The 20647-nt window shown below is 60.1% G+C and carries 16 protein-coding genes; 1 reads left to right on the forward strand and 15 read right to left on the reverse strand.

The genetic code is table 11. The features are described 5' to 3' along the window. Positions 1-15: 15 nt before the first annotated feature. The 8 genes from pstB to ACSOSP_RS07525 form a co-directional block, all read right to left on the reverse strand. Positions 16-771: a phosphate ABC transporter ATP-binding protein PstB gene (gene pstB / locus ACSOSP_RS07490; protein ID WP_031363387.1), complete on the reverse strand. Its 756-nt coding sequence runs from the start codon at positions 769-771 to the stop codon at positions 16-18. Positions 772-927: 156 nt separating this feature from the next. After that, positions 928-1824, reverse strand: a complete 897-nt coding sequence (pstA, locus tag ACSOSP_RS07495; RefSeq protein ID WP_455310376.1) for a phosphate ABC transporter permease PstA — start codon at positions 1822-1824, stop codon at positions 928-930. Next, positions 1821-2804 carry a phosphate ABC transporter permease PstC gene (gene pstC, locus ACSOSP_RS07500; protein ID WP_455310377.1) on the reverse strand — a complete coding sequence of 328 codons (984 nt, stop codon included), beginning with the start codon at positions 2802-2804 and terminating at the stop codon, positions 1821-1823. Before pstC ends, pstA begins: the two co-directional genes overlap by 4 nt. Positions 2805-2897: 93 nt before the next feature. Continuing rightward, entirely contained in the window at positions 2898-3929 is a 1032-nt protein-coding gene (pstS, locus tag ACSOSP_RS07505; RefSeq protein WP_455310378.1) for a phosphate ABC transporter substrate-binding protein PstS, read from the reverse strand. 366 nt (positions 3930-4295) lie between these two features. Next, a complete protein-coding gene (glmM, locus tag ACSOSP_RS07510) occupies positions 4296-5654 on the reverse strand; it encodes a phosphoglucosamine mutase (protein ID WP_455310380.1) in 1359 nt (452 codons plus the stop codon). Positions 5655-5748: 94 nt separating this feature from the next. Next, on the reverse strand, positions 5749-6585 hold the full coding sequence (gene folP, locus ACSOSP_RS07515; protein WP_455310881.1) for a dihydropteroate synthase: 837 nt from the start codon (positions 6583-6585) through the stop codon (positions 5749-5751). A 340-nt stretch (positions 6586-6925) separates the two neighbouring features. Beyond that, a complete protein-coding gene (gene ftsH / locus ACSOSP_RS07520; RefSeq protein WP_455310381.1) occupies positions 6926-8821 on the reverse strand; it encodes an ATP-dependent zinc metalloprotease FtsH in 1896 nt (631 codons plus the stop codon). A gap of 197 nt (positions 8822-9018) precedes the next feature. Further along, positions 9019-9681, reverse strand: a complete 663-nt coding sequence (locus ACSOSP_RS07525) for an RlmE family RNA methyltransferase (protein ID WP_455310382.1) — start codon at positions 9679-9681, stop codon at positions 9019-9021. A gap of 431 nt (positions 9682-10112) precedes the next feature. Between ACSOSP_RS07525 and ACSOSP_RS07530 the strand changes: the two genes are divergently transcribed. Next, positions 10113-10667, forward strand: coding sequence for a YhbY family RNA-binding protein (locus ACSOSP_RS07530; RefSeq protein ID WP_455310383.1), 555 nt, complete (start codon positions 10113-10115; stop codon positions 10665-10667). 69 nt (positions 10668-10736) lie between these two features. On the opposite strand, the gene ACSOSP_RS07535 is transcribed toward ACSOSP_RS07530, so the two are convergent. The 7 genes from ACSOSP_RS07535 to gloB form a co-directional block, all read right to left on the reverse strand. After that, positions 10737-11258: a DUF4149 domain-containing protein gene (locus ACSOSP_RS07535; RefSeq protein ID WP_455310384.1), complete on the reverse strand. Its 522-nt coding sequence runs from the start codon at positions 11256-11258 to the stop codon at positions 10737-10739. Next, positions 11258-11734 carry a transcription elongation factor GreA gene (gene greA / locus ACSOSP_RS07540; protein ID WP_455310385.1) on the reverse strand — a complete coding sequence of 159 codons (477 nt, stop codon included), beginning with the start codon at positions 11732-11734 and terminating at the stop codon, positions 11258-11260. Before greA ends, ACSOSP_RS07535 begins: the two co-directional genes overlap by 1 nt. 153 nt (positions 11735-11887) lie before the next feature. Further along, complete coding sequence (gene carB / locus ACSOSP_RS07545) at positions 11888-15142, reverse strand: carbamoyl-phosphate synthase large subunit (RefSeq protein WP_455310386.1); 3255 nt, start codon at positions 15140-15142, stop codon at positions 11888-11890. A gap of 36 nt (positions 15143-15178) precedes the next feature. After that, the gene (carA, locus tag ACSOSP_RS07550) at positions 15179-16327 is read right to left on the reverse strand and encodes a glutamine-hydrolyzing carbamoyl-phosphate synthase small subunit (protein WP_455310387.1); all 1149 of its coding nucleotides are present in this window, start codon (positions 16325-16327) and stop codon (positions 15179-15181) included. Between the two features lie 364 nt (positions 16328-16691). Then, positions 16692-17927: an MFS transporter gene (locus ACSOSP_RS07555; RefSeq protein WP_455310388.1), complete on the reverse strand. Its 1236-nt coding sequence runs from the start codon at positions 17925-17927 to the stop codon at positions 16692-16694. Positions 17928-18029: 102 nt separating this feature from the next. Beyond that, complete coding sequence (locus ACSOSP_RS07560; protein WP_455310389.1) at positions 18030-19679, reverse strand: transglycosylase SLT domain-containing protein; 1650 nt, start codon at positions 19677-19679, stop codon at positions 18030-18032. Positions 19680-19837: 158 nt separating this feature from the next. Continuing rightward, a complete protein-coding gene (gloB, locus tag ACSOSP_RS07565) occupies positions 19838-20641 on the reverse strand; it encodes a hydroxyacylglutathione hydrolase (RefSeq protein WP_455310390.1) in 804 nt (267 codons plus the stop codon). Positions 20642-20647: the final 6 nt, after the last annotated feature.

A 20647-nucleotide genomic window follows, 5' to 3' on the forward strand; every position in this document is an offset into this window, starting at 1 on the left:
CAGCCGCACCGCGATTCAACCAAACCGGCCGGTAATGTAGTCTTCCGTTTCCTTGCGGGACGGCTTGATGAAGATCTTTTCCGTATCGCCGAATTCAATCAATTCGCCCAGATACATATAAGCAGTGTAGTCCGAACAACGCGCCGCCTGCTGCATGTTGTGCGTGACAATCACCACCGTGTAATCATCCTTGAGTTCGGCGATCAATTCTTCAATGCGGCCCGTCGAAATAGGGTCGAGCGCGGAACACGGTTCGTCGAGCAACAGCACTTCCGGGCGAATGGCAATGCCGCGCGCAATGCACAGGCGCTGCTGTTGTCCGCCCGACAGGCCATAACCGCTTTGTTGCAGTTTGTCCTTCACTTCGTTCCAGAGCGCCGCTTTCGTCAGCGCCCATTCAACGCGGTCGTCCATCTCCGAGCGCGACAGTTGCTCGAACATCTTTACGCCGAACGCGATGTTGTCGTAGATCGACATGGGAAACGGCGTCGGCTTCTGGAACACCATGCCCACGCGCGCACGCAACAGCGAGATATCGCGGCTGGTGTCGAGCAGGTTGTTGCCGTCCATCAGGATTTCGCCTTCCGCGCGCTGCTCCGGATAAAGCGCGTACATCTTGTTGAACGTGCGCAGCAGCGTGGACTTGCCGCATCCCGACGGACCGATGAACGCCGTCACCTTATGCTCAGGAATCCGCAGGTTAATGTTCTTCAGCGCATGAAACTTGTTGTAGAAGAAGTTGAGGTTGTTCACCTCGATCTTCGGTTTCATCGATCCGACCGGCGGTGCGTGATGGGTCGGCTTGAAGCTGCCAGGCGCTGCACCACGCTCGACCGGGGCTGAGCTGGAATTGTCACCGCTGGCGGCCGGATTAGCGCTCCGGGCGCTCAAATCGCTTGCGACTGTGTTCATGGAATGATTTCCGCCTTATTTTTTCGAGAAGATCGAGCGTGCCAGGATGTTCAGACCGAGCACGCCGAGCGTGATCAGGAACACGCCGGCCCACGCGAGCGCTTGCCATTGGGGGAACGGGCTCATCGCGAACTTGTAGATCGTGACGGGCAGGTTGGCCACCGGCTGATTCATGTCCCACGAGAAGAACTGGTTGGACAGCGCCGTGAAGAGCAGCGGCGCGGTTTCGCCGGTGATGCGTGCAACCGCAAGCAGGACGCCCGTCACGATGCCGCTCACCGACGCCTTAAGCGTGATCGAGACAATCATCTTCCACTTCGGCGTGCCGAGCGCGAAGGCCGCTTCACGCAGCGCGTTCGGCACCAGTCTCAGCATGTTTTCCGTCGTGCGGATCACGATGGGGATCTGCAGCAAAGCCAGCGCGATCACGCCGGCCCAGCCGCTGAAGCGACCCATTTGCGCGACCACCAGTGCATACACGAACAAGCCGATCACAATCGACGGCGCCGACAACAGGATGTCGTTGATGAAACGCGTCACGCTGGCGAGCCAGCGCTTGTCGCCATATTCGGCGAGATACACGCCCGCGAGAATCCCGAGCGGCGTGCCGACGAACGTGGCGAGGACCACGAGCATCAAGCTGCCGACAATCGCGTTCAGCAAGCCGCCGCCATCGGTATTAGGCGGGGGCGTGTTCTGCGTGAACAGTTCGATCGACAATCCGCCAATACCCAGCTTGACCGTCGTAAACAAAATCCACACGAGCCACAACAAGCCGAAGCCCATGGCCGCCAGCGACAACACCAGCGCAACCACGTTCTTGCCGCGGCGACGCCGCTGCAACTTGATGCGCGTGGCTTCTTCCCGTTCCGGATTGCCGGAGCCGGGGAATTGAGTAGTGGTCCGGTTCACTTGCCACCCTCCCCTTTTTCGAGGCGAAGCAGCATGAGTTTTGACAGCGAAAGCACAATGAATGTAATCAGGAACAGGATCAAACCAAGCTCCATCAGCGCCGACGTATGCAGGCCCGGACTCGCTTCAGCGAATTCGTTGGCGAGCGCCGAGGTAATGCTGTTGCCTGGAGAAAACAGCGAGACGTTGTCGAGCAGATTGGTATTGCCGATCACGAACGTCACCGCCATCGTCTCACCGAGCGCGCGGCCGAGGCCGAGCATCACGCCGCCGATCACACCGGTTCGCGTGAACGGCAGCACGATCTTCCACATCACTTCCCACGTGGTGCAGCCAATGCCGTACGCCGATTCCTTCAGCAGCACCGGGGTCACTTCGAACACGTCGCGCATCACGGCCGCGATGTACGGGATGATCATGATCGCGAGGATCACGCCGGCGCACAGAATACCGATGCCGATAGGCGGCCCCTGGAAAAAGCGGCCGATAAACCAGACATTGCCGAGCAGGTGGCCCAGCGGCTTTTCGAAGTACGTCGCGAAGATGGGCGAGAACACCAGCAGGCCCCACATGCCGTACACAATCGACGGGATTGCCGCGAGCAGTTCGATCGCTACGCCGAGCGGCCGGCGCAGCCACGCGGGCGCGAGCTCGGTCAGGAACAGCGCAATGCCGAAGCTCACCGGCACCGCGATGATCAGCGCAATGATGGACGTGGCAATGGTGCCGTAGATAGGCACGAGCGCGCCGAAACTATCGGTCTGCGGATCCCAATCGGAGCGCCAGAGAAAACTGAGACCAAATTTTTGAAGCGTAGGCAGCGAGGCCACCACCAGCGACACAATAATGCCGCCCAGCAGCAGCAGCGTGATGACGGCGGAAAGCCGCGTCAGCCCACCGAAAACGATATCACCGAGCCGGCCCGGAGCACGCTGGGCGCGGCTGGCGGGTGGGGTCGATGAGAAGTTAATGTCCGACATGGGAACCTTCGGAAGGGCCGCGCGGCGGATGCCGCGCGGCAATACGGACGAAAAAGCCAGGTGCTTTTGTTGCTTACCGCTTAAAAATGCGGCTTATTGCGCGACTGCCTTGCCCGACGCGTCCTTCACCTTCGATTTCCACTGCGTTTCGATTTCGGCGATCACCGAATCAGGCAACGAGATGTAATCGAGGTCGTTCGCTGCTTGCGTACCGTTCTTGAACGCCCAGCCGAAGAACTTCAGCGTTTCCGCGCCTTGCGCTTCCTTGTCCTGCGTCGTGTGCAACAGCACGAAGGTGGCGCCGACGATCGGCCATGCGTCCTTGCCCGGCTCGTTCGTCAGGATCTGGTAGAACGACTTCGACCAGTCTGCGCCCGCTGCCGCTGCCTTGAACGTTTCCGTCTTCGGCTCGACGACCGCGCCCGACGAATTCTTCATGTCGACGTAGGTCATCTTGTTTTGCTTAGCGTACGCCCATTCCACGTAACCGATAGCACCCGGCAGACGCTGAACGAACGCGGCGACGCCGTCGTTGCCCTTGCCGCCCGTGCCTGTCGGCCAGTTGACCGTCGAACCTTCACCGACCTTGGCTTTCCACTCGGCGTTCACCTTGGACAGATAGTTCGTCCAGATGAAGCTCGTGCCTGAACCATCGGCGCGGCGCACGACAGCGATGTCGTCATCCGGCAGCTTCAGCTTCGGATTCAGCGCGACGATAGCCGGGTCATTCCACTTCTTGATCTTGCCGAGGTAGATGTCGCCGAGAACTTCGCCCGACAACGTCATCTCGCCCGCCTTGACGCCCGGCACATTGATCGCCGGAACTACGCCGCCAACCACTGTCGGAAACTGGAAAAGCCCCTGCTTGGCCAGTTCGTCGTCCTTCAGCGGTGCGTCCGAGCCAGCGAAATCCACCGTCTTCGCGATGATTTGCTTGATGCCGCCCGAGGAACCGATACCTTGGTAATTAACCTTGCCGCCGCCCGACTTCTGGTACGTGTCAGCCCATTTCGTGTAAATCGGTGCAGCGAAGGTACTGCCCGCGCCGGTGATGTCCGCTGCTTGAGCCGACATCGCAAACATTGCGCCGACGATGCCTGCGAGCGCGGTGTGCATCAATTTCATGTGATCTCCAGGGTTGTGAGCAAGTGGCTCGACACCGCGAAGGATAGGGGCTCAATGTGACAGTCCGATGACGAATGATGAAGCCAGCGTGACAACGTGCTTACGATCACGAAAGCTTATGGGATAGGGGTTTATGGTCTGATGCTTGATGGCGCTGCGATGCAGGCGATTCGACCACTTTTCTTTCAATTATTTCAACGATTGGGTATCGCCGTCTAATGTTACAAACCAGGTAAGACTATTTTTTGCGGTTGGACGCTCGTTTTAAATATTTCATTAGTAGAAATCGAGCCTCGCGATGTCTCTCAAGCAAAAACGCCACGGCTTCCGTCGTGGCGTTTTTTGGTCCCGAAGCTTTCGCTACAGTCAGGTCGTCGCGTCCTTCACGACCTTCGCAATACTCTCGGCGTGCCCGATCGCATCCGCTTCCGACGCCGCTTCCACCATCACGCGCAGCACGGGCTCCGTTCCCGACGCGCGAATCAGCACCCGGCCGTGCGATTCCAGCGCGCTCTCGGCGTCCGCAATCGCCTGCTTGATGGCGTTGCTGCTCTTCCAGTCGGCGTCCGGGCTCATGCGAACGTTGATCAGCTTCTGCGGGAACAACGTGATGCCCTCGAGCAGGTCGGCCAGGGGCTTCTCGCCACGTTTTATTGCCGCGAGCACGAGCAGCGCCGAGACAATACCGTCGCCCGTGGAATGCCGGTCGAGCGACAGGATATGCCCCGATCCTTCCGCGCCCAGCATCCAGTTGTTCTCACGCAGCTTCTCGAGCACGTAGCGGTCGCCCACAGCCGCGCGCACGAACTGCACGCCCGCCTGCTTCAGCGCAACTTCCACGGCCATGTTCGTCATCAATGTGCCGACAGCGCCGTCCACGCGCCCATCCGTCGTAATGCGATCCTTCACCAGCACGTACAGCAACTCGTCGCCGTTGTAGAGCCGGCCTGCAGCGTCGACAACCTGCAGACGATCCGCATCGCCATCGAGCGCAATGCCGATATCCGCACGATGCTCTTTCACCGCGCGCACCAACGCGTCGGGCGCGGTGGCGCCAACGCCGTCGTTGATATTGAAGCCGTTCGGCGACACGCCGATCGTCACGACTTCCGCGCCAAGCTCGTGGAACACCTGCGGCGCGACGTCGTATGCCGCGCCATGGGCGCAGTCGACCACCAGTTTGAAACCATGCAGGTCAAAGCTGGCCGGGAACGTACTCTTGCAGAATTCGATGTAGCGGCCGCGCGCGTCGTCCAGCCGGCGAGCCTTGCCCAGCAGTTCGGACGGCGCACAGGACATGGGCTGTTCCAGTTGCGCCTCGATCTTCAACTCGACTTCGTCCGGGAGCTTGTTGCCATCGGCGGAGAAAAACTTGATGCCGTTGTCGTAGTACGGGTTATGCGATGCGCTGATCACCACGCCCGCCGCCAGACGCAGAGCCCGCGTCAGGTACGCGACGCCCGGTGTAGGTATCGGGCCGGCCAGCATGACATCGACGCCCGCCGCCGAAAAACCCGACTCCAGCGCCGCTTCCAGCATGTACCCGGAGACCCGTGTGTCCTTGCCGATCAGTACGGTTGGGCGGTTGCCGCGTTGCGCCCATCGATCCGCTCCGGCCAGCACTTTCCCGGCTGCATAACCCAGCCGCAACACGAAATCAGGCGTGATCGGAGCCTCGCCGACCTTGCCGCGAATACCATCTGTTCCAAAATATCGACGTGCCATTGTTTCGTTTTTATCCCTGCGCAAAAGTTAAGCGCGAACCGTGAATTCCAATACTCTCGAGGCATCCGCAATGCCTATGCCGTCAAAACGCCGCTCATTCGCTCATCGAGTCGCGGGTTGAGCCGCGGGGTTGAGCCGTGTAACTGGCAGCATGCACCGCCTGCCATACCTTCAATGCATCGGCAGTCGCCGCGACGTCGTGCACGCGCACAATGGCCGCGCCCCGCTCGGCCGCGCACACCGCGGCCGCGACGCTCGCCGCCACGCGCTCGACCGGTTGCGTTCGCTCGGTCACCGCGCCAAGCATCGACTTGCGCGACATTCCAGCCAGTAACGGGACTCGCGAATTCGCGGGCCGTATCGTGCCGAAATGGGCCAGCAAAGCGTAATTATGATCGATCACGGACTTGCCGAACCCAAACCCGGGATCTAGGCAAATCCGCTCGGCACTGATTCCCTCCGCCGTCAGCGTACGCAGCCGTTCCTCGAAGAACTCCCGCACCTCCGCCACGACATCGCGGTACACAGGCTCATGCATCTGCATGGTTTGCGGCTCGCCAAGCATATGCATGACGCAGACCCCGCACGTGCTGTCCCTGACTGCCTCGAGCGCACCTTCACGACGCAAGCCCCAGATGTCGTTGACCATATCCGCGCCGGCGTTCAGCGCAGCGCGCATGACCGCAGGCTTGTAGGTGTCGATGGAAAGTGGCACACCCACCGACCGCAACGCTTCGATGACCGGGATCACGCGCTCGAGCTCTTCGTCGAGCGGGACGGGCGGCGCGCCCGGGCGGGTCGACTCGCCGCCAATATCGATCATGTCGGCGCCGTCGCGAATCATGTTGGCGGCCTGCGCGAGCGCCGCGTCGCGCGCGACGAAACGGCCGCCGTCTGAAAACGAATCCGGCGTGACGTTGAGAATACCCATGATCAGCGGGCGCTCAAAGGTCAGCGTAAACCGGCCGCATTGAAGCGGTTGAGCGACAACAGCCTGAGGCCTGTTCGGCAGAGGTGAAGACAAGATAGTGGTCCAGCCAGGCGATGATGGGTTGGCAACGTTGGTAGATAGGTAGGCGCTGATCGGTCCGCCATTCGAAGCGCATGCGGTGGAACTGGTAACTCGGCTTGGTATTTGAGTGGCCGTCAGTGGGTCACCCGTCAACCCAATCCGGTCACCCTGCTTCGAGCGATCTCAAAAAGTGGGCTCCAACGGAAAAGGGGCTGGTGTGAGTCACACCAGCCCCTTTCGTTTTTGCCTCAGGATCGCGTCAGGCTGAAGCAGGAGCCGTGGCGTTACCCGGTTTGACTTCCGCGCCGGCGTTTCCACCACCCGACGACGGATCACTTGACGGCGGCGGCAGATTCTTCGGCGGACGCGGCGGGCGCCCGCCCATGATGTCGCCGATTTGCTCTGCGTCGATGGTTTCCCACTCGAGCAACGCCTTCGTCATGGCTTCGACCTTGTCGCGGTTGTCTTCCAGCAGCTTGCGGGCGAGGCCATATTGATCGTCGAGAATCCGGCGAATTTCGGCATCGACCTTTTGCTGCGTGGCTTCGGATACCGTTTTCGACGCCATCTTGCCAAACATGCCGTCCTGCTCGGTATCGACATACACCATCGTGCCGAGCACATCCGACATACCGTAACGCGTCACCATGTCACGTGCCATCTTTGTCGCGCGCTCGAAGTCGTTCGAAGCACCCGTTGACATGGAGTTCAGGAACACTTCCTCCGCTGCGCGGCCGCCGAACAGGATGGCGATTTCCTCGAGCATCTTGTCGCGATACAGATTCACGCGATCATGCTCCGGCAGTTGCCACGTGATGCCCAGCGCCCAGCCACGCGGCATGATGGAGACCTTGTGAACCGGATCTGCGTGAGGCAGCAACTTGGCCACTACCGCATGACCCGACTCATGATAGGCCGTGTTCCGACGCTCTTCTTCCCGCATCACGGCTGACTTGCGTTCCGGACCCATGAAGATCTTGTCTTTCGCGTCTTCGAAGTCCGCCATTTCGACGATCCGCTTGCCGCGACGGGCTGCGAACAACGCAGCTTCGTTCACCAGGTTCGCCAGGTCAGCACCGGAAAAGCCCGGCGTGCCACGTGCGATCACCGAAGCGTCGACGTCGTTCGAAATAGGCACCTTGCGCAGGTGGACCTTCATGATGTGTTCGCGACCGCGGATATCCGGCAAGCCCACGTACACCTGGCGGTCGAAACGACCCGGACGCAGCAGCGCTTTGTCCAGCACGTCGGAGCGGTTAGTCGCGGCGATCACGATCACGCCGGAGTTCGCCTCGAACCCGTCCATTTCCACGAGCATCTGGTTCAGCGTCTGTTCGCGTTCGTCGTTACCGCCGCCCATGCCGGCGCCGCGATGACGGCCCACAGCATCGATTTCGTCGATAAACACGATACACGGCGCGTGCTTCTTGGCTTGCTCGAACATGTCGCGCACCCGAGCCGCACCCACACCCACGAACATTTCAACGAAGTCCGAACCCGAGATGCTGAAGAACGGTACTTTCGCTTCGCCGGCAATGGCGCGCGCCAGCAACGTCTTACCCGTACCCGGAGGGCCTACCAGCAGCACGCCGCGCGGAATACGCCCACCCAGCTTCTGGAATTTTTGCGGATCGCGCAGGAAATCGACGAGCTCGGAGACTTCCTCCTTCGCTTCGTCACATCCGGCGACATCGGTAAAATTGATCGCGTTGTTGTTCTCGTCGATCAGCCGCGCTCGCGACTTGCCGAACGAAAATGCGCCGCCTTTCCCGCCGCCCTGCATCTGCCGCATCATGAAGAACCAGAAACCGATGATCAGGATCGTCGGTCCGAGGTAATACAGCGCGGAAACAAGCGCGTTCGGTTCGTCGTCGGCCTTGCCGCTGACCTGCACGCCGTACTTCATCAAGTCGCCGACCATCCAGATATCGCCAGGCGACACGATTTGATATTTCTGACCGTCTGCGGGAGTAACGGTGAGATTACGGCCCTGAACGGTAACTGTCTTGACTTTACCGGTCTTCGCGTCGTCCATGAATTGCGAATACGAAACACCTTCCTGGACGCGGGGCTTGTCGAACTGCTTGAACACCGTGAACAGCACCAGTGCGATAACCAGCCACACCGCTGCCTTAGAGAACATATTGTTGTTCAAAGCACCACTCCTTCACTCATAGACGGGCGCCTACATTCGCCTTGCGGCACCACCAAAGCATTCTAATCCAGACCGCAAACCCCTGCTATAGCCAATAACTAGCGCGAAGATAGCGGTCAGGACCCGATTGTTTGGACATATCAGGGAGAACGCCTGCCGGGACACCCGGTCCCCGGCGCCGTTTCCACCCGCAACTCTCAATCCCGACGCTTGAGTTGCCTGCCCAAAATAAATGTTTCGGACGATTTATCGCGCGACGCCTTCGGCTTGCGCGGTGCGACGATTTTAAATTGATGCTTGAATTTCTCTACTATTTGACTATAGCCGCTGCCATGAAAACATTTGACCAATAAGGCGCCTTCCGGCTTCAGATGGTTCTGCGAGAAGTCCAGCGCCAGATCGCACAGATGTTCCATTCGCGCTGCATCCGCGCTGGCAACACCTGAGAGGTTGGGGGCCATGTCGGAAATTACAAGATCAACTTGATGGTCTCCAACGATTTCCTTCAATTGCTCCAGTACCGAGTCTTCGCGGAAGTCGCCCTGGATGAAAATCACGTCGGCGATCGGCTCCATGGGCAGCAGGTCGAGCGCGATGATCTTGCCATCAATGCCGCCTTCGCGCGTTTCACCGCGCTTGGACCCTTTAGCCAACTGGTTACGCGCGTACTGGCTCCAGCTTCCCGGGGTCGAGCCCAGGTCGACAATGATCTGGCCCGGTTTGATCAACTTGTCCTGCTCGTCGATCTCCTTCAGCTTGTATGCCGCGCGCGCCCGATAGCCCTCGCGCTGCGCGAGTTTCACGTATGGGTCGTTGATGTGGTCGTGCAGCCACGAGTAATTGAAGCGGTTTTTTGCCATTAAGAATGAACTCTTGCTGCGTGAAGCTGTGCTTTTAGCGGATAATACGCGTCTAATTCGGGCTGCTGCTCATTTGCTGGGCAACTTACTGGCCAGCTTACGAAGCAGCCTTCGTCGATGTGGACAGCCGAATTGGCTGCCCGATTCCGGCGCTGTTGCGCCCTGAGCTTTCCAAGGTGCTTGCCAGCGTGGTTTGCCGGAGGCCCGAGGCTCGTATGTGCTTCGGGCTTAATTGGCCAAGGACCGCGTCCGAGCTCCGGCGATTAAAGATTCGTTAAAATCAAGCCCGTTGCTCGCCGCACCGCCTCGCGCCGTCCGTCGTTTTCTTGAGCAAGGCGTCCCGCCCTGCCCGTCTTTGTTTTGCAAATTGCGACCGTTCAGCCGCTTTTACGCTACGGCGCCTCTCATTTTAGTCGAGTCCGTTACTTCTCATGCCAGCTCTCAAACTTTCTCCCGCCCAACGCGCCGACCTGCGCTCCCAGGCTCACGCGCTCAAGCCCGTCGTACTCGTTGGCGGCGAAGGGCTGACCGAGGCCGTGCTGGCCGAGATCGAGGTGCACCTTGCTGCACACCAGCTCATCAAGATCCGCGTGTTCGGTGACGACCGCGAAGCCCGCGTAGCAGCTTACGCCGACATCTGCGACCGGCTGGACGCGGCTCCAATCCAGCAAATCGGCAAGTTGCTCGTGGTGTGGCGGCCGGAAAGCGACGAAGCAGTCAAGCCTTCGCGTGCTGCCGGTGTCCGCGGCGCCAACCGCATAGCACCGCCGAGCGCAGGCGAAGCCGCTGCCGAAACCTCGTCCAAGGGACGTGCGCCGCGCGTGGTCAAGGTCGTCAAGATTACGCGTGACGCGCCTGTCGTCCGCAAGCCGAAGAAGCAAAAGCTGTTGGTTCGCGGCAACGAACGTGTGACCGCTGGCGGCAACGTCAAGCGCGCAAAGAAGCGTCTGCCCAGCGCCAAGCGTCACCATCAATCGTCGAAATAAGCTTTTCCGGGCTCGTCCGGAAAGCAGAAAGCCGGTCATGCCCGATACCCTCGGGCATGGCCGGCTTTTTTAACCGCGCGCGCGACGTGCCGCGACGCTGGCCGTCTTTCCCTTCGGAATCACCGATTGCGTCGGAAACCGTTCAGGCGGCAGACGCCAGAACAACACCAGTCCCAGCACGCTCTCCACCAGGTAAAACGCGGTCGATACGCCGTGCAGCATGCCGAATCGGCTTGCATACGGCGATTGCGCGAGTTCCATTCCGCCTTCCTGGGCGGCGACTCGCAGCGCGTTCATGAACGGCTGCAACGCGAAATAACCGATCAGCACACACACCAGCATGCCCACGATGACCCAGCGGGTCCGCTTGTATTCAGCAAAACCCGTTCGAACGAGGCGGTTAGCCAAAACCAGCAGCAACAGCGCGCAGACCACGCCGAGGAATCCCTCGATGCGAAACAGTTGCGCCGCCACCGATCCCGCCGATGTCCGGTCAAGCATGTTGAACAGCACCGGCGCCGCCACGTATCCGAGCGTCAGCACGCTGCCGACCCAGACCATGGCGATGATCCGAAAGAATCGATGAGCCATCAGACGTACTTGACCGAGATGATTTCGTATTCACGCGCGCCGCTCGGAGCCTGTACCGACGCCACGTCGCCTTCCGACTTGCCGATCAGCGCACGGGCGATGGGCGAGCTGATGGACACCAGCCCATGGTCAATGTCCGCTTCGTCGTCGCCGACGATCTGGTAGGTCACCGTGTGGCCCGTGGCCGTCTCTTCCAGCTCGACCGTTGCACCGAAGATCACGCGGCCGTCGGCCTCCACGGCGGTGGGATCGATAACCTGTGCGCCGGCCAGTTTCGACTCGATCTCGGCAATGCGGCCCTCGATAAAGCCCTGCTTCTCCTTGGCCGCGTCATATTCCGCGTTTTCCGACAGATCGCCCTGCGCGCGGGCTTCGGAGATCGAATTCACGACCGCCGGACGCTCCACGGATTTGAGGCGTTGCAATTCGTCGCGGAGCAACGCTGCGCCGCGTTTAGTCAAAGGTACTGTGCTCATAAACAACTCATTACGCAAAAATGCAGACGTAAAAAAATTACCGCGGTTAAGTGCATCTCCCGGTAAGAAAGGAAGACGCCGCTTAACCGCGGCCCTTGATACTTAGACTTCGTTTGGAGACTGCTGATACTGCTGAGACTCGAATCAGAAGCCTTAGTTTAGGCGAGCATGGAGTCCTTGTAAATCATAGACTTCCAGGTCCTTCAGATATCGCAGCCCTTCGACCGCTGCGCGGGCGCCCGACATGGTCGTGTAATACGTGACCTTATTGGCTTGCGCGCTCATGCGGATCGAGCGTGAATCGGCAATGGCGGCGCGGGTTTCGTCGACGGTGGTGAAAACCAGCGCGATTTCGCCGTTCTTGATCATGTCCACGATATGCGGCCGGCCGTCCTTCACCTTGTTGACCACCTTCACCGGCACGCCTGCCGCCTGGATGGCCGACGCCGTGCCCTTGGTCGCCACGATCGGGTAGCCAAGCTCGTGCAGCATGGTCGCGACTTCCACGGCCTTCTGCTTGTCCGCGTCCATCACGGTGAGGAGCACCGTCCCGCTTTCCGGCAAGCGCGAACCGGCCGCCAGTTGCGATTTGAACAGCGCTTCGCCGAACGTGCGGCCCACGCCCATCACTTCGCCGGTCGAGCGCATTTCAGGTCCGAGCACCGGATCGACAGCCGGGAATTTCACGAACGGGAACACCGCTTCCTTGACGCTGAAATACGGCGGGATCACTTCCTTCGTGATGCCTTGATCGGCCAGCTTCTGGCCGACCATTGCGCGGGCGGCGATCTTCGCCAAAGGCAAACTCGTCGCCTTCGATACATACGGCACCGTCCGCGAAGCACGCGGATTGACTTCGAGCACGTAGATCACGTCCTTCTTCGAACCGTCTTCCTGGACCGCTTGCTGGATCGCGAACTGCACGTTCATCAAGCCGATCACGTTCAGCGCGCGCGCCATGGCGCCGGTCTGGCGCTTGAGTTCATCGATGGTTTCCTGCGACAGCGAATACGGCGGCAATGAACATGCAGAGTCGCCGGAATGCACGCCCGCTTGTTCGATATGCTCCATCACCCCGCCGATAAACACCGCCTCGCCATCCGAAATACAGTCGACGTCGCATTCGATTGCGTCATTCAGGAAGCGGTCGAGCAGCACCGGCGAATCGTGCGACACCTTCACGGCTTCGCGCATGTAGCGTTCGAGATCGCGCGGTTCGTGGACGATTTCCATCGCACGGCCACCCAGCACGTACGACGGACGCACGACCAGCGGATAGCCGATTTCTTCGGCCAGGCGTAGCGCTTCGTCTTCGGCGCGCGCTGTCCGGTTCGGCGGTTGACGCAAGTCCAGGTCCTGCAGCAGCTTCTGGAAACGCTCGCGGTCTTCAGCGGCATCGATCATGTCCGGCGACGTTCCGACGATCGGCACGCCGTTCGCCTCCAGGTCCAGTGCAAGCTTCAACGGCGTCTGACCGCCGTACTGCACGATCACGCCAACCGGCTTTTCCAGATCGACGATCTCGAGCACGTCTTCCAGCGTCACCGATTCGAAGTACAGACGATCAGACGTATCGTAGTCGGTGGAAACAGTCTCGGGGTTGCAGTTGACCATGATGGTTTCATAGCCGTCTTCGCGCATCGCGAGCGCTGCGTGCACGCAGCAGTAGTCGAACTCGATGCCCTGCCCGATCCGGTTGGGGCCGCCGCCCAGCACCATGATCTTCTTTTTATCGGTCGGATTCGCTTCGCACTCTTCCTCGTAGGTCGAGTACATGTACGCAGTCTTCGTGGCGAACTCGGCCGCGCACGTGTCCACGCGCTTGTAAACCGGACGCACCTTCAATGCGTGGCGATGCTTGCGCACAGCCGTCTGGTCCGAACCCATCAACTTGGCAAGACGACGATCCGAGAAGCCGCTTTGCTTCAGATACAGCATTTCGTCTTTAGTCAGGCTCTCGATCGTCCGGCCGCCCAGCGCCTTTTCCTTCTGAATGATCTGTTCGATCTGCGCGAGGAACCACGGGTCAATCGCCGTTTCTTCGAAGATTTCTTCCGCGGTCAGGCCGAGGCGGAACGCGTCGCCGAGGAACCAGATCCGGTCCGGACCCGGCTCACCGATCTCGCGAATCACTTCGTCGCGGCTGGTGGTCTTTTCATCGAGTCCATCGACCCCGACTTCCAGACCGCGCAACGCCTTCTGGAACGATTCCTGGAACGTGCGGCCAATGGCCATCACTTCGCCGACCGACTTCATTTGCGTCGTCAGGCGTGCATCGGCTTCGCGGAATTTTTCGAACGCGAAACGCGGAATCTTCGTGACCACATAGTCGATGGTCGGTTCGAACGACGCCGGCGTCTGACCGCCCGTGATCTCGTTCTTCAACTCGTCGAGCGTGTAGCCCACAGCCAGTTTGGCCGCAACCTTGGCGATCGGGAAACCGGTCGCCTTCGATGCCAGCGCAGACGAACGCGACACACGCGGATTCATCTCGATGACGACCATGCGGCCGTCCTTCGGGTTGATCGCGAACTGCACGTTCGAGCCACCCGTATCCACGCCGATCTCGCGCAACACCGCGAGCGACGCGTTACGCAGGATCTGGTATTCCTTATCCGTCAGCGTCTGCGCCGGCGCGACCGTGATGGAGTCGCCGGTATGCACGCCCATCGGGTCCAGGTTCTCGATCGAGCAGACGATGATGCAGTTGTCCTTGGTATCGCGGACTACTTCCATCTCGAACTCTTTCCAGCCGAGCAGCGACTCTTCGATCAGCAATTCGCGCGTCGGCGACAGATCCAGTCCGCGCTTGCAAATCTCTTCGAATTCTTCCTTGTTGTACGCAATCCCGCCGCCCGATCCGCCCAGTGTGAACGAAGGGCGAATGACGGTCGGATACCCGCCGCTGCCCGTCAGTGCGGCGATATCCGCCTGCACCTGCAGCGCTTCTTCCATGGAATGCGCGATGCCCGACTTGGCCGAACCCAGGCCAATCTTCGTCATTGCTTCCTTGAACTTCTGGCGGTCTTCGGCTTTATCGATAGCTTCCGGCGACGCGCCGATCAACTCGACCTTGTACTTCTCCAGCACGCCGTGGTGGAACAAATCCAGCGCGCAGTTCAGCGCGGTCTGTCCGCCCATGGTCGGGAGAATGGCGTCGGGACGTTCTTTATCGATGATGCGTTCGACGACTTCCCACGTGATCGGCTCGATGTACGTGACGTCGGCCGTGTTCGGGTCGGTCATGATCGTCGCGGGATTGCTGTTGACGAGAATGACCTTGTAGCCTTCCTCGCGCAGCGCCTTGCACGCCTGCGCGCCCGAATAATCGAACTCGCACGCCTGACCGATGATGATCGGTCCCGCGCCGATGATGAGGATGCTCTTGATGTCTGTCCGCTTCGGCATAACTGCTCTCAATGATTGTGTTGCTGTGTTCTGGTCTTAAGCTGCAACTTTTTGCGCTTCCATCAGGCCGACGAATCGATCGAACAAGTACGCAATGTCGTTCGGTCCCGGCGACGCTTCGGGGTGACCCTGGAAGCAGAACGCGGGTTTGTCGGTGAGCGCAAAGCCTTGCAGCGTGCCGTCGAACAGCGACGTATGCGTGACCTTTGCGTTGGCGGGCAGCGTGGCGGCGTCGACGGCGAAACCGTGATTCTGCGACGTGATCACCACGCGGCCGTTCTCGAGATCCTTCACCGGATGATTCGCGCCGTGATGGCCCGTTTTCATCTTCATGGTCTTGGCGCCGACGGCCAGACCCATGATCTGGTGGCCAAGGCAAATGCCGAACGTCGGAATGCCGCGTTCGATGAACTCGCGCGTGGCAGCGATTGCGTAGTCGCACGGTTCCGGATCGCCGGGACCATTCGAGAGGAAGATGCCGTCGGGGTTCAGCGCGAGGGCGTCGGCGGCGGTGGACTCAGCCGGCAACACCGTGACGTGGCAACCGCGCTCGGCCAGCATGCGCAGGATGTTGTATTTCACGCCGAAGTCGAAAGCGACCACGCGATACTGCGGCGCCTTCTGCTCGCCGTAGCCGCTTTCCAGACGCCATTCAGCCTGCGTCCATTCGTACTTTTCTTTCGTCGACACAACCTTGGCGAGGTCCATCCCCGACAAACCGGGAAACGAACGCGCGAGTTCCAGAGCCTTGGCTTCATCATCGGCACCACCGCCGGCGAGAATGCAGCCGTTTTGCGCACCCTTGTCGCGCAGGATTCGCGTGAGTTTGCGTGTATCGATGTTCGAGATGGCGACGACGTTTTCCGCTTTCAGATAGTCGGCGAGGGATTGTTCGGAGCGGAAATTCGAGGCGAGTACCGGCAGATCTCGAATGATCAGGCCGGCGGCATGGACTTTGGTGGATTCGACGTCTTCAGCGTTCACACCGACATTGCCGATGTGCGGATACGTCAGGGTGACGATTTGCTGGGCGTAGCTCGGGTCCGTCAGGATTTCCTGATAACCGGTGATAGCGGTGTTGAACACCACTTCGCCGATCGTATGACCGGACGCGCCGATCGAGTGACCACGAAAGACCGTGCCGTCGGCGAGTGCGAGGATTGCGGGAGAGAATGACGGCAACACGGGAGGCTCCTTTGGAACACCCTGCTTGCCGACCTGTCATCCGACCGTGGGGTCGCGCGCGGCCGTGAGGTGGCGCGCGCAGACCGCATCGCGTTCGATTGCGTCGGGCGCAAAACTCGCCAGTTTTTGCCATTCGGGCTCCAATATCTGGACGCGCGAATCAGGCGTTTGGCGGGATGCGCGCGTGTTGCAAGGCGCGGCGGATGAACGGTGAGTGGGAGGTAGGCGCTAGGGTGTAAGTTGATTTGCTCAAACTTTCGAATTATAGCCCGAAACCGCCCTTCCCTCCAAATTTGAGACGCATCGCATGCAAGACGCGTTCCAGGTTAAACGCTGCGGGCCTTATCCAGCGGGCATGCGGCGTTCATGACGCCACGCCGCCACGCTTTTCGAGAACACTGCTCGGCACGACGTACCAGATGGCGCTGGCTATCTGCAGAGCGATTAGCGCACCCCACACACTCAGATGCGCCACTGCGGGATAGTGGCCGCTTTGAGCCGGCCAGCGCGACAGCATGGCGCCTATGCCCACCTGCAAGCCGAAGATCAGGATGAACAGGACGAGCGTGAGCGTGCTGTGGGCGCGGCCAATCATGTGCGTCGGAAAATACTCGGCCATGACCGCGTAACTCAGGATGCCGGTTCCGCCGAACACTCCATAACACGCAATCAGCAACGCCGGCGCTATGGGCGCACGCACAAGCATTGCAACTTGCACAAGCACGAACAGCCCCATGCCAAAGCCGCAGAACGCATACACGGTGACCCCGCGTTTCTGCAGGCCGCGCGCCGCCACGCCGAAACCGACGCAGCCGATCATCATCGCGATGCCTAGCACCGATACCAGCACCGCGGCATATTGAGCGCTCAGGCCCATGACATCGAGGAGATAGGGCCTGATCCACAGCGACTGCATGGCGTAGAAAACGCCTTGCGTGACGACGGAAAACGACGCGATCTTCCAGAACACGCCGCTCCCCAGGATGTGCCACGTGCCCTTGAATTGGGTGAGCATGTCGGCTTTTCGATGCACACCGTCGCGATGTTCCGGCGCAAACAAGAAGATGGCCGCCGCGACCGCGAGGGTCATCGCGACAAGACCGTAGCAGACGTTGCGCCAGTCGGTCACGCCGAGCAGGATGGCGAGCGGCGAGCCGACCACCACGCCACCGAGGCCGCCCACCGCCATCACGAGGCCGTTGACCATCGGCAGCTGCGCCACGGGCAGGATCTGCGCGAGCGCCTTGAACGCCGCGCTCATGCAGACCGACACGCCCACGCCGATCAGCAGCCGCCCCAGCATCATGGCGCCGATGCCGTGCGCCTCACCGAACACGCCAATCCCGAGCGCCGCAAACAACAGCATTCCCGCAGTGACCCGGCGCGGGCCGAAGCGATCGAGCAACATGCCCACGGGAATTTGCGCCGCCGCAAAGCCAAGAAAATACAGCGACGTCAGCAAACCGAGATCCGCACCAGATAAACCCAGGTCGTGCGTTATATAGGGCGCGAAGCCGAGATTCACCCCGCGGAATACGTACGAGACGAAATATCCGGCGGAAAAAAGAAAAAAAACGCGAAGCCGAACGGAAGACGTCATGTGCAGCGCAGGGTTTGATATGAAGCGGCAGTTTAACGCGCACATGCAATTGAAAACGCCGTCACCTTGGTGACGGCGTGGATTCTTGACCGCGCAGACAGGTTATTGCTTCTTCTTTTTTTCTGTCGGCTTGGTTGATTTCGTCGTTTTGGAAACCGGCTCCAATTTGACCGCCTTGGCCGGCGCGCTGAATTTTTCAGATACGCGCGTCACCTTGGCCGGGGCGCCCGCTTTGCCGCCACGTGCAGTGCTCTTCGATTCCGGCACGTGCGTGCCGATCTTCGTCACGCCGCCCTTGTTCCGGCTCGACACGGCCACCGTTTCCACGCGCACCGGACCCGGTTCGGCCGGAACAGCACGCCCGACCGGCACGTGCAACACGATCAACTGACCGGGCATGACGGAATCGCGGTGAGTACGATTCCAGCTTTTGACCTGCGAGATCGACACGTTGTAGCGATCGGCGAAAGTCGACATGGATTGTGCACGGCGAACCCGGATCAGCATCTTGCGCGTATCGGGAACGTCCGGTTCAACGGCCAGCATGGCGCTTTCGGCGACATCGGCGCTGATGTCTTCGTCGTCGTCATCGTTACGCGGCACCACGATGGTCGAACCTGCTTTCAAGCGCATGCCGGCGGGAATGCGGTTTACCGACATCAGCGTATCCGCGTCCACGCCAATCTTCTGCGCGATGACCGCCGGTGTTGCCCGTTCGCTCACCGTGTAAGTCGTCCACGACGATAACTGCCCCGAATACGACTTCAGATTCTTCTGGAAGGCGCTGGCGTTATCGAAGGGAAGCAGAATCTGGGGACTTGTTGCACCGAGAATCACCGGCTTCGCAAACGACGGATTGAGCGAGCGGAACTCCTCCACCGTCATGCCTGCAAGCTTGGCCGCCATCGTCACGTCCATGTCGCGCGCGGTGGTCACCGTCACGAAATACGGGTGATTTGGAATGTCCGGAAGCGTGAGCCCATACGTTTGCGGATTGGCGACGATGTTCTTCACCGCCTGCAACTTCGGCACGTAGTTGCGGGTCTCGTTCGGCATCCGCAGGCTTTGATAGTCCGTTGGCAGGCCCATCGACTCGTTTTTCGCGATAGCCTTCTGGACGTTGCCCTCGCCCCAGTTGTACGCGGCGAGCGCCAGGTCCCAGTCGCCGAACATATCGTGGAGACGCGAAAGATAGTCGAGCGCCGCGCTGGTCGAGGCTAGCACGTCGCGCCGCTCATCCTGAAACATGTTCTGCTTCAGGTTGTAGTCGCGGCCCGTGCCCGGCACGAACTGCCACATGCCCGCGGCCTTCGCGACCGATAGCGCCTGCGGGTTATAGGCCGACTCGATAAACGGCAGCAACGCGAGTTCGGTCGGCATGTGCCGCTGCTCGAGTTCCTCGACGATGTGATACAGGTATTTTTGCGAGCGGCCCGTCATGCGCTCGACGTAATCCGGGCGCTGCGCGTACCAGTTCACCTGCATGTCGACGAGGTCGCTTTGCAAATCGGGAATCTGGAAACCTCGGCGGATACGGCCCCACAAATCACCGTCAGGTCCGCTAAGTGAATCGAGGGACGTCTTGTCGACGTTGATCGTTTCCTTGGCGGCGGCGGTCTTGCGGATGGCGTCTGCTACGGCTTGCTGATTCTGAGCGGAAGGTAGTGAAGAAAGGGAGTTGGTCGCTGTCGGTCCCTGGCTGGCACAAGCAGCCAATGTCAGGACGAGGAGCGCGCTTAAAATCAATCGCATGAACGTCTCGGATTCCAAAAAAAATGTGCTTGGAAATTTGGCCCGATAGTACGGAAGCGCACTCACCACGTCAATATAAATGCAAAAAACACAGCAAAATCCGAGGCCTGCAATGGTTTTCCACGTTTCAGATGAAGATAACCGCAGACGGCGATGGGTTAGCGAAATTTGTCCTTCCAGCCGCGCATCAATGTGAACGCGTCAAGCCGGTCGCGCACCGGGCGTTCGAACTGCGCGGCGAGCGTCGCCTGTACGCTTTTTTCACCTACGCGCAGGAACGGGTTTGCGCTGCGTTCGTGCAGGAGCGTGGTCGGAATGGTCGGCTGGTTACGCGCGCGCAGGCTCTCCGCTTCCCTCTGCCAGTCGGCCAACGCCGCGTTGTCCGGCTCAGCCGTGCGGGCAAAACGGATATTTGACAGCGTATATTCGTGGGCGCAGTGAACCAGCGTGGCGTCGGGGAGTGCGGCGAGCGTGTCAAGTGAGTTCAGCATTTGTTGCGGCGTACCTTCGAACAGACGGCCGCAGCCGCTTGCAAACAAGGTGTCGCCGCAGAAGAGATGCGGTGTCCCTTGCGGGTCGCCCGGCTGGAAGTAGGCTATGTGTCCGGCGGTATGTCCGGGTACGTCGATAACCGAGCATTCCATTGCGGGACTCGCGATACTGACGTGATCGCCCTGTTTCACGCGCCGCGTCAGATGGTCGATAGCCTCGCCCGCCGGGCCGATCACCGGGATTGCTCCATCGGCCGATTGGCTAACGAGCAGTTTTGCGACGCCGCCGACGTGGTCGTGATGGTGGTGCGTGAGTAAAATAGCGGTTAGCCGCCAACCACGTTTCGTCAAATAGGCTTCGACGGGCGCGGCGTCGCCAGGATCGACCACGACGGCATTGTGACCGTCCGACACCAGCCAGATGTAGTTGTCTTCGAACGCCGGAACCGGCACGTACTCAAGCGTTTTCATAAGGCG

The sequence above is a fragment of the Caballeronia sp. KNU42 genome (genome assembly GCF_053760385.1).

Coding starts and splice junctions, on each gene's coding strand:
- pstB (WP_031363387.1), bottom strand. CDS start 771: ATGAAACCGAAGATCGAGGTGAACAACCTCAACTTCTTCTACAACAAG.
- pstC (WP_455310377.1), bottom strand. CDS start 2,804: ATGTCGGACATTAACTTCTCATCGACCCCACCCGCCAGCCGCGCCCAG.
- pstS (WP_455310378.1), bottom strand. CDS start 3,929: ATGAAATTGATGCACACCGCGCTCGCAGGCATCGTCGGCGCAATGTTT.
- glmM (WP_455310380.1), bottom strand. CDS start 5,654: ATGGCACGTCGATATTTTGGAACAGATGGTATTCGCGGCAAGGTCGGC.
- folP (WP_455310881.1), bottom strand. CDS start 6,585: ATGGGTATTCTCAACGTCACGCCGGATTCGTTTTCAGACGGCGGCCGT.
- ACSOSP_RS07525 (WP_455310382.1), bottom strand. CDS start 9,681: ATGGCAAAAAACCGCTTCAATTACTCGTGGCTGCACGACCACATCAAC.
- ACSOSP_RS07530 (WP_455310383.1), top strand. CDS start 10,113: ATGCCAGCTCTCAAACTTTCTCCCGCCCAACGCGCCGACCTGCGCTCC.
- ACSOSP_RS07535 (WP_455310384.1), bottom strand. CDS start 11,258: ATGGCTCATCGATTCTTTCGGATCATCGCCATGGTCTGGGTCGGCAGC.
- greA (WP_455310385.1), bottom strand. CDS start 11,734: ATGAGCACAGTACCTTTGACTAAACGCGGCGCAGCGTTGCTCCGCGAC.
- carB (WP_455310386.1), bottom strand. CDS start 15,142: ATGCCGAAGCGGACAGACATCAAGAGCATCCTCATCATCGGCGCGGGA.
- ACSOSP_RS07555 (WP_455310388.1), bottom strand. CDS start 17,927: ATGACGTCTTCCGTTCGGCTTCGCGTTTTTTTTCTTTTTTCCGCCGGA.
- ACSOSP_RS07560 (WP_455310389.1), bottom strand. CDS start 19,679: ATGCGATTGATTTTAAGCGCGCTCCTCGTCCTGACATTGGCTGCTTGT.
- gloB (WP_455310390.1), bottom strand. CDS start 20,641: ATGAAAACGCTTGAGTACGTGCCGGTTCCGGCGTTCGAAGACAACTAC.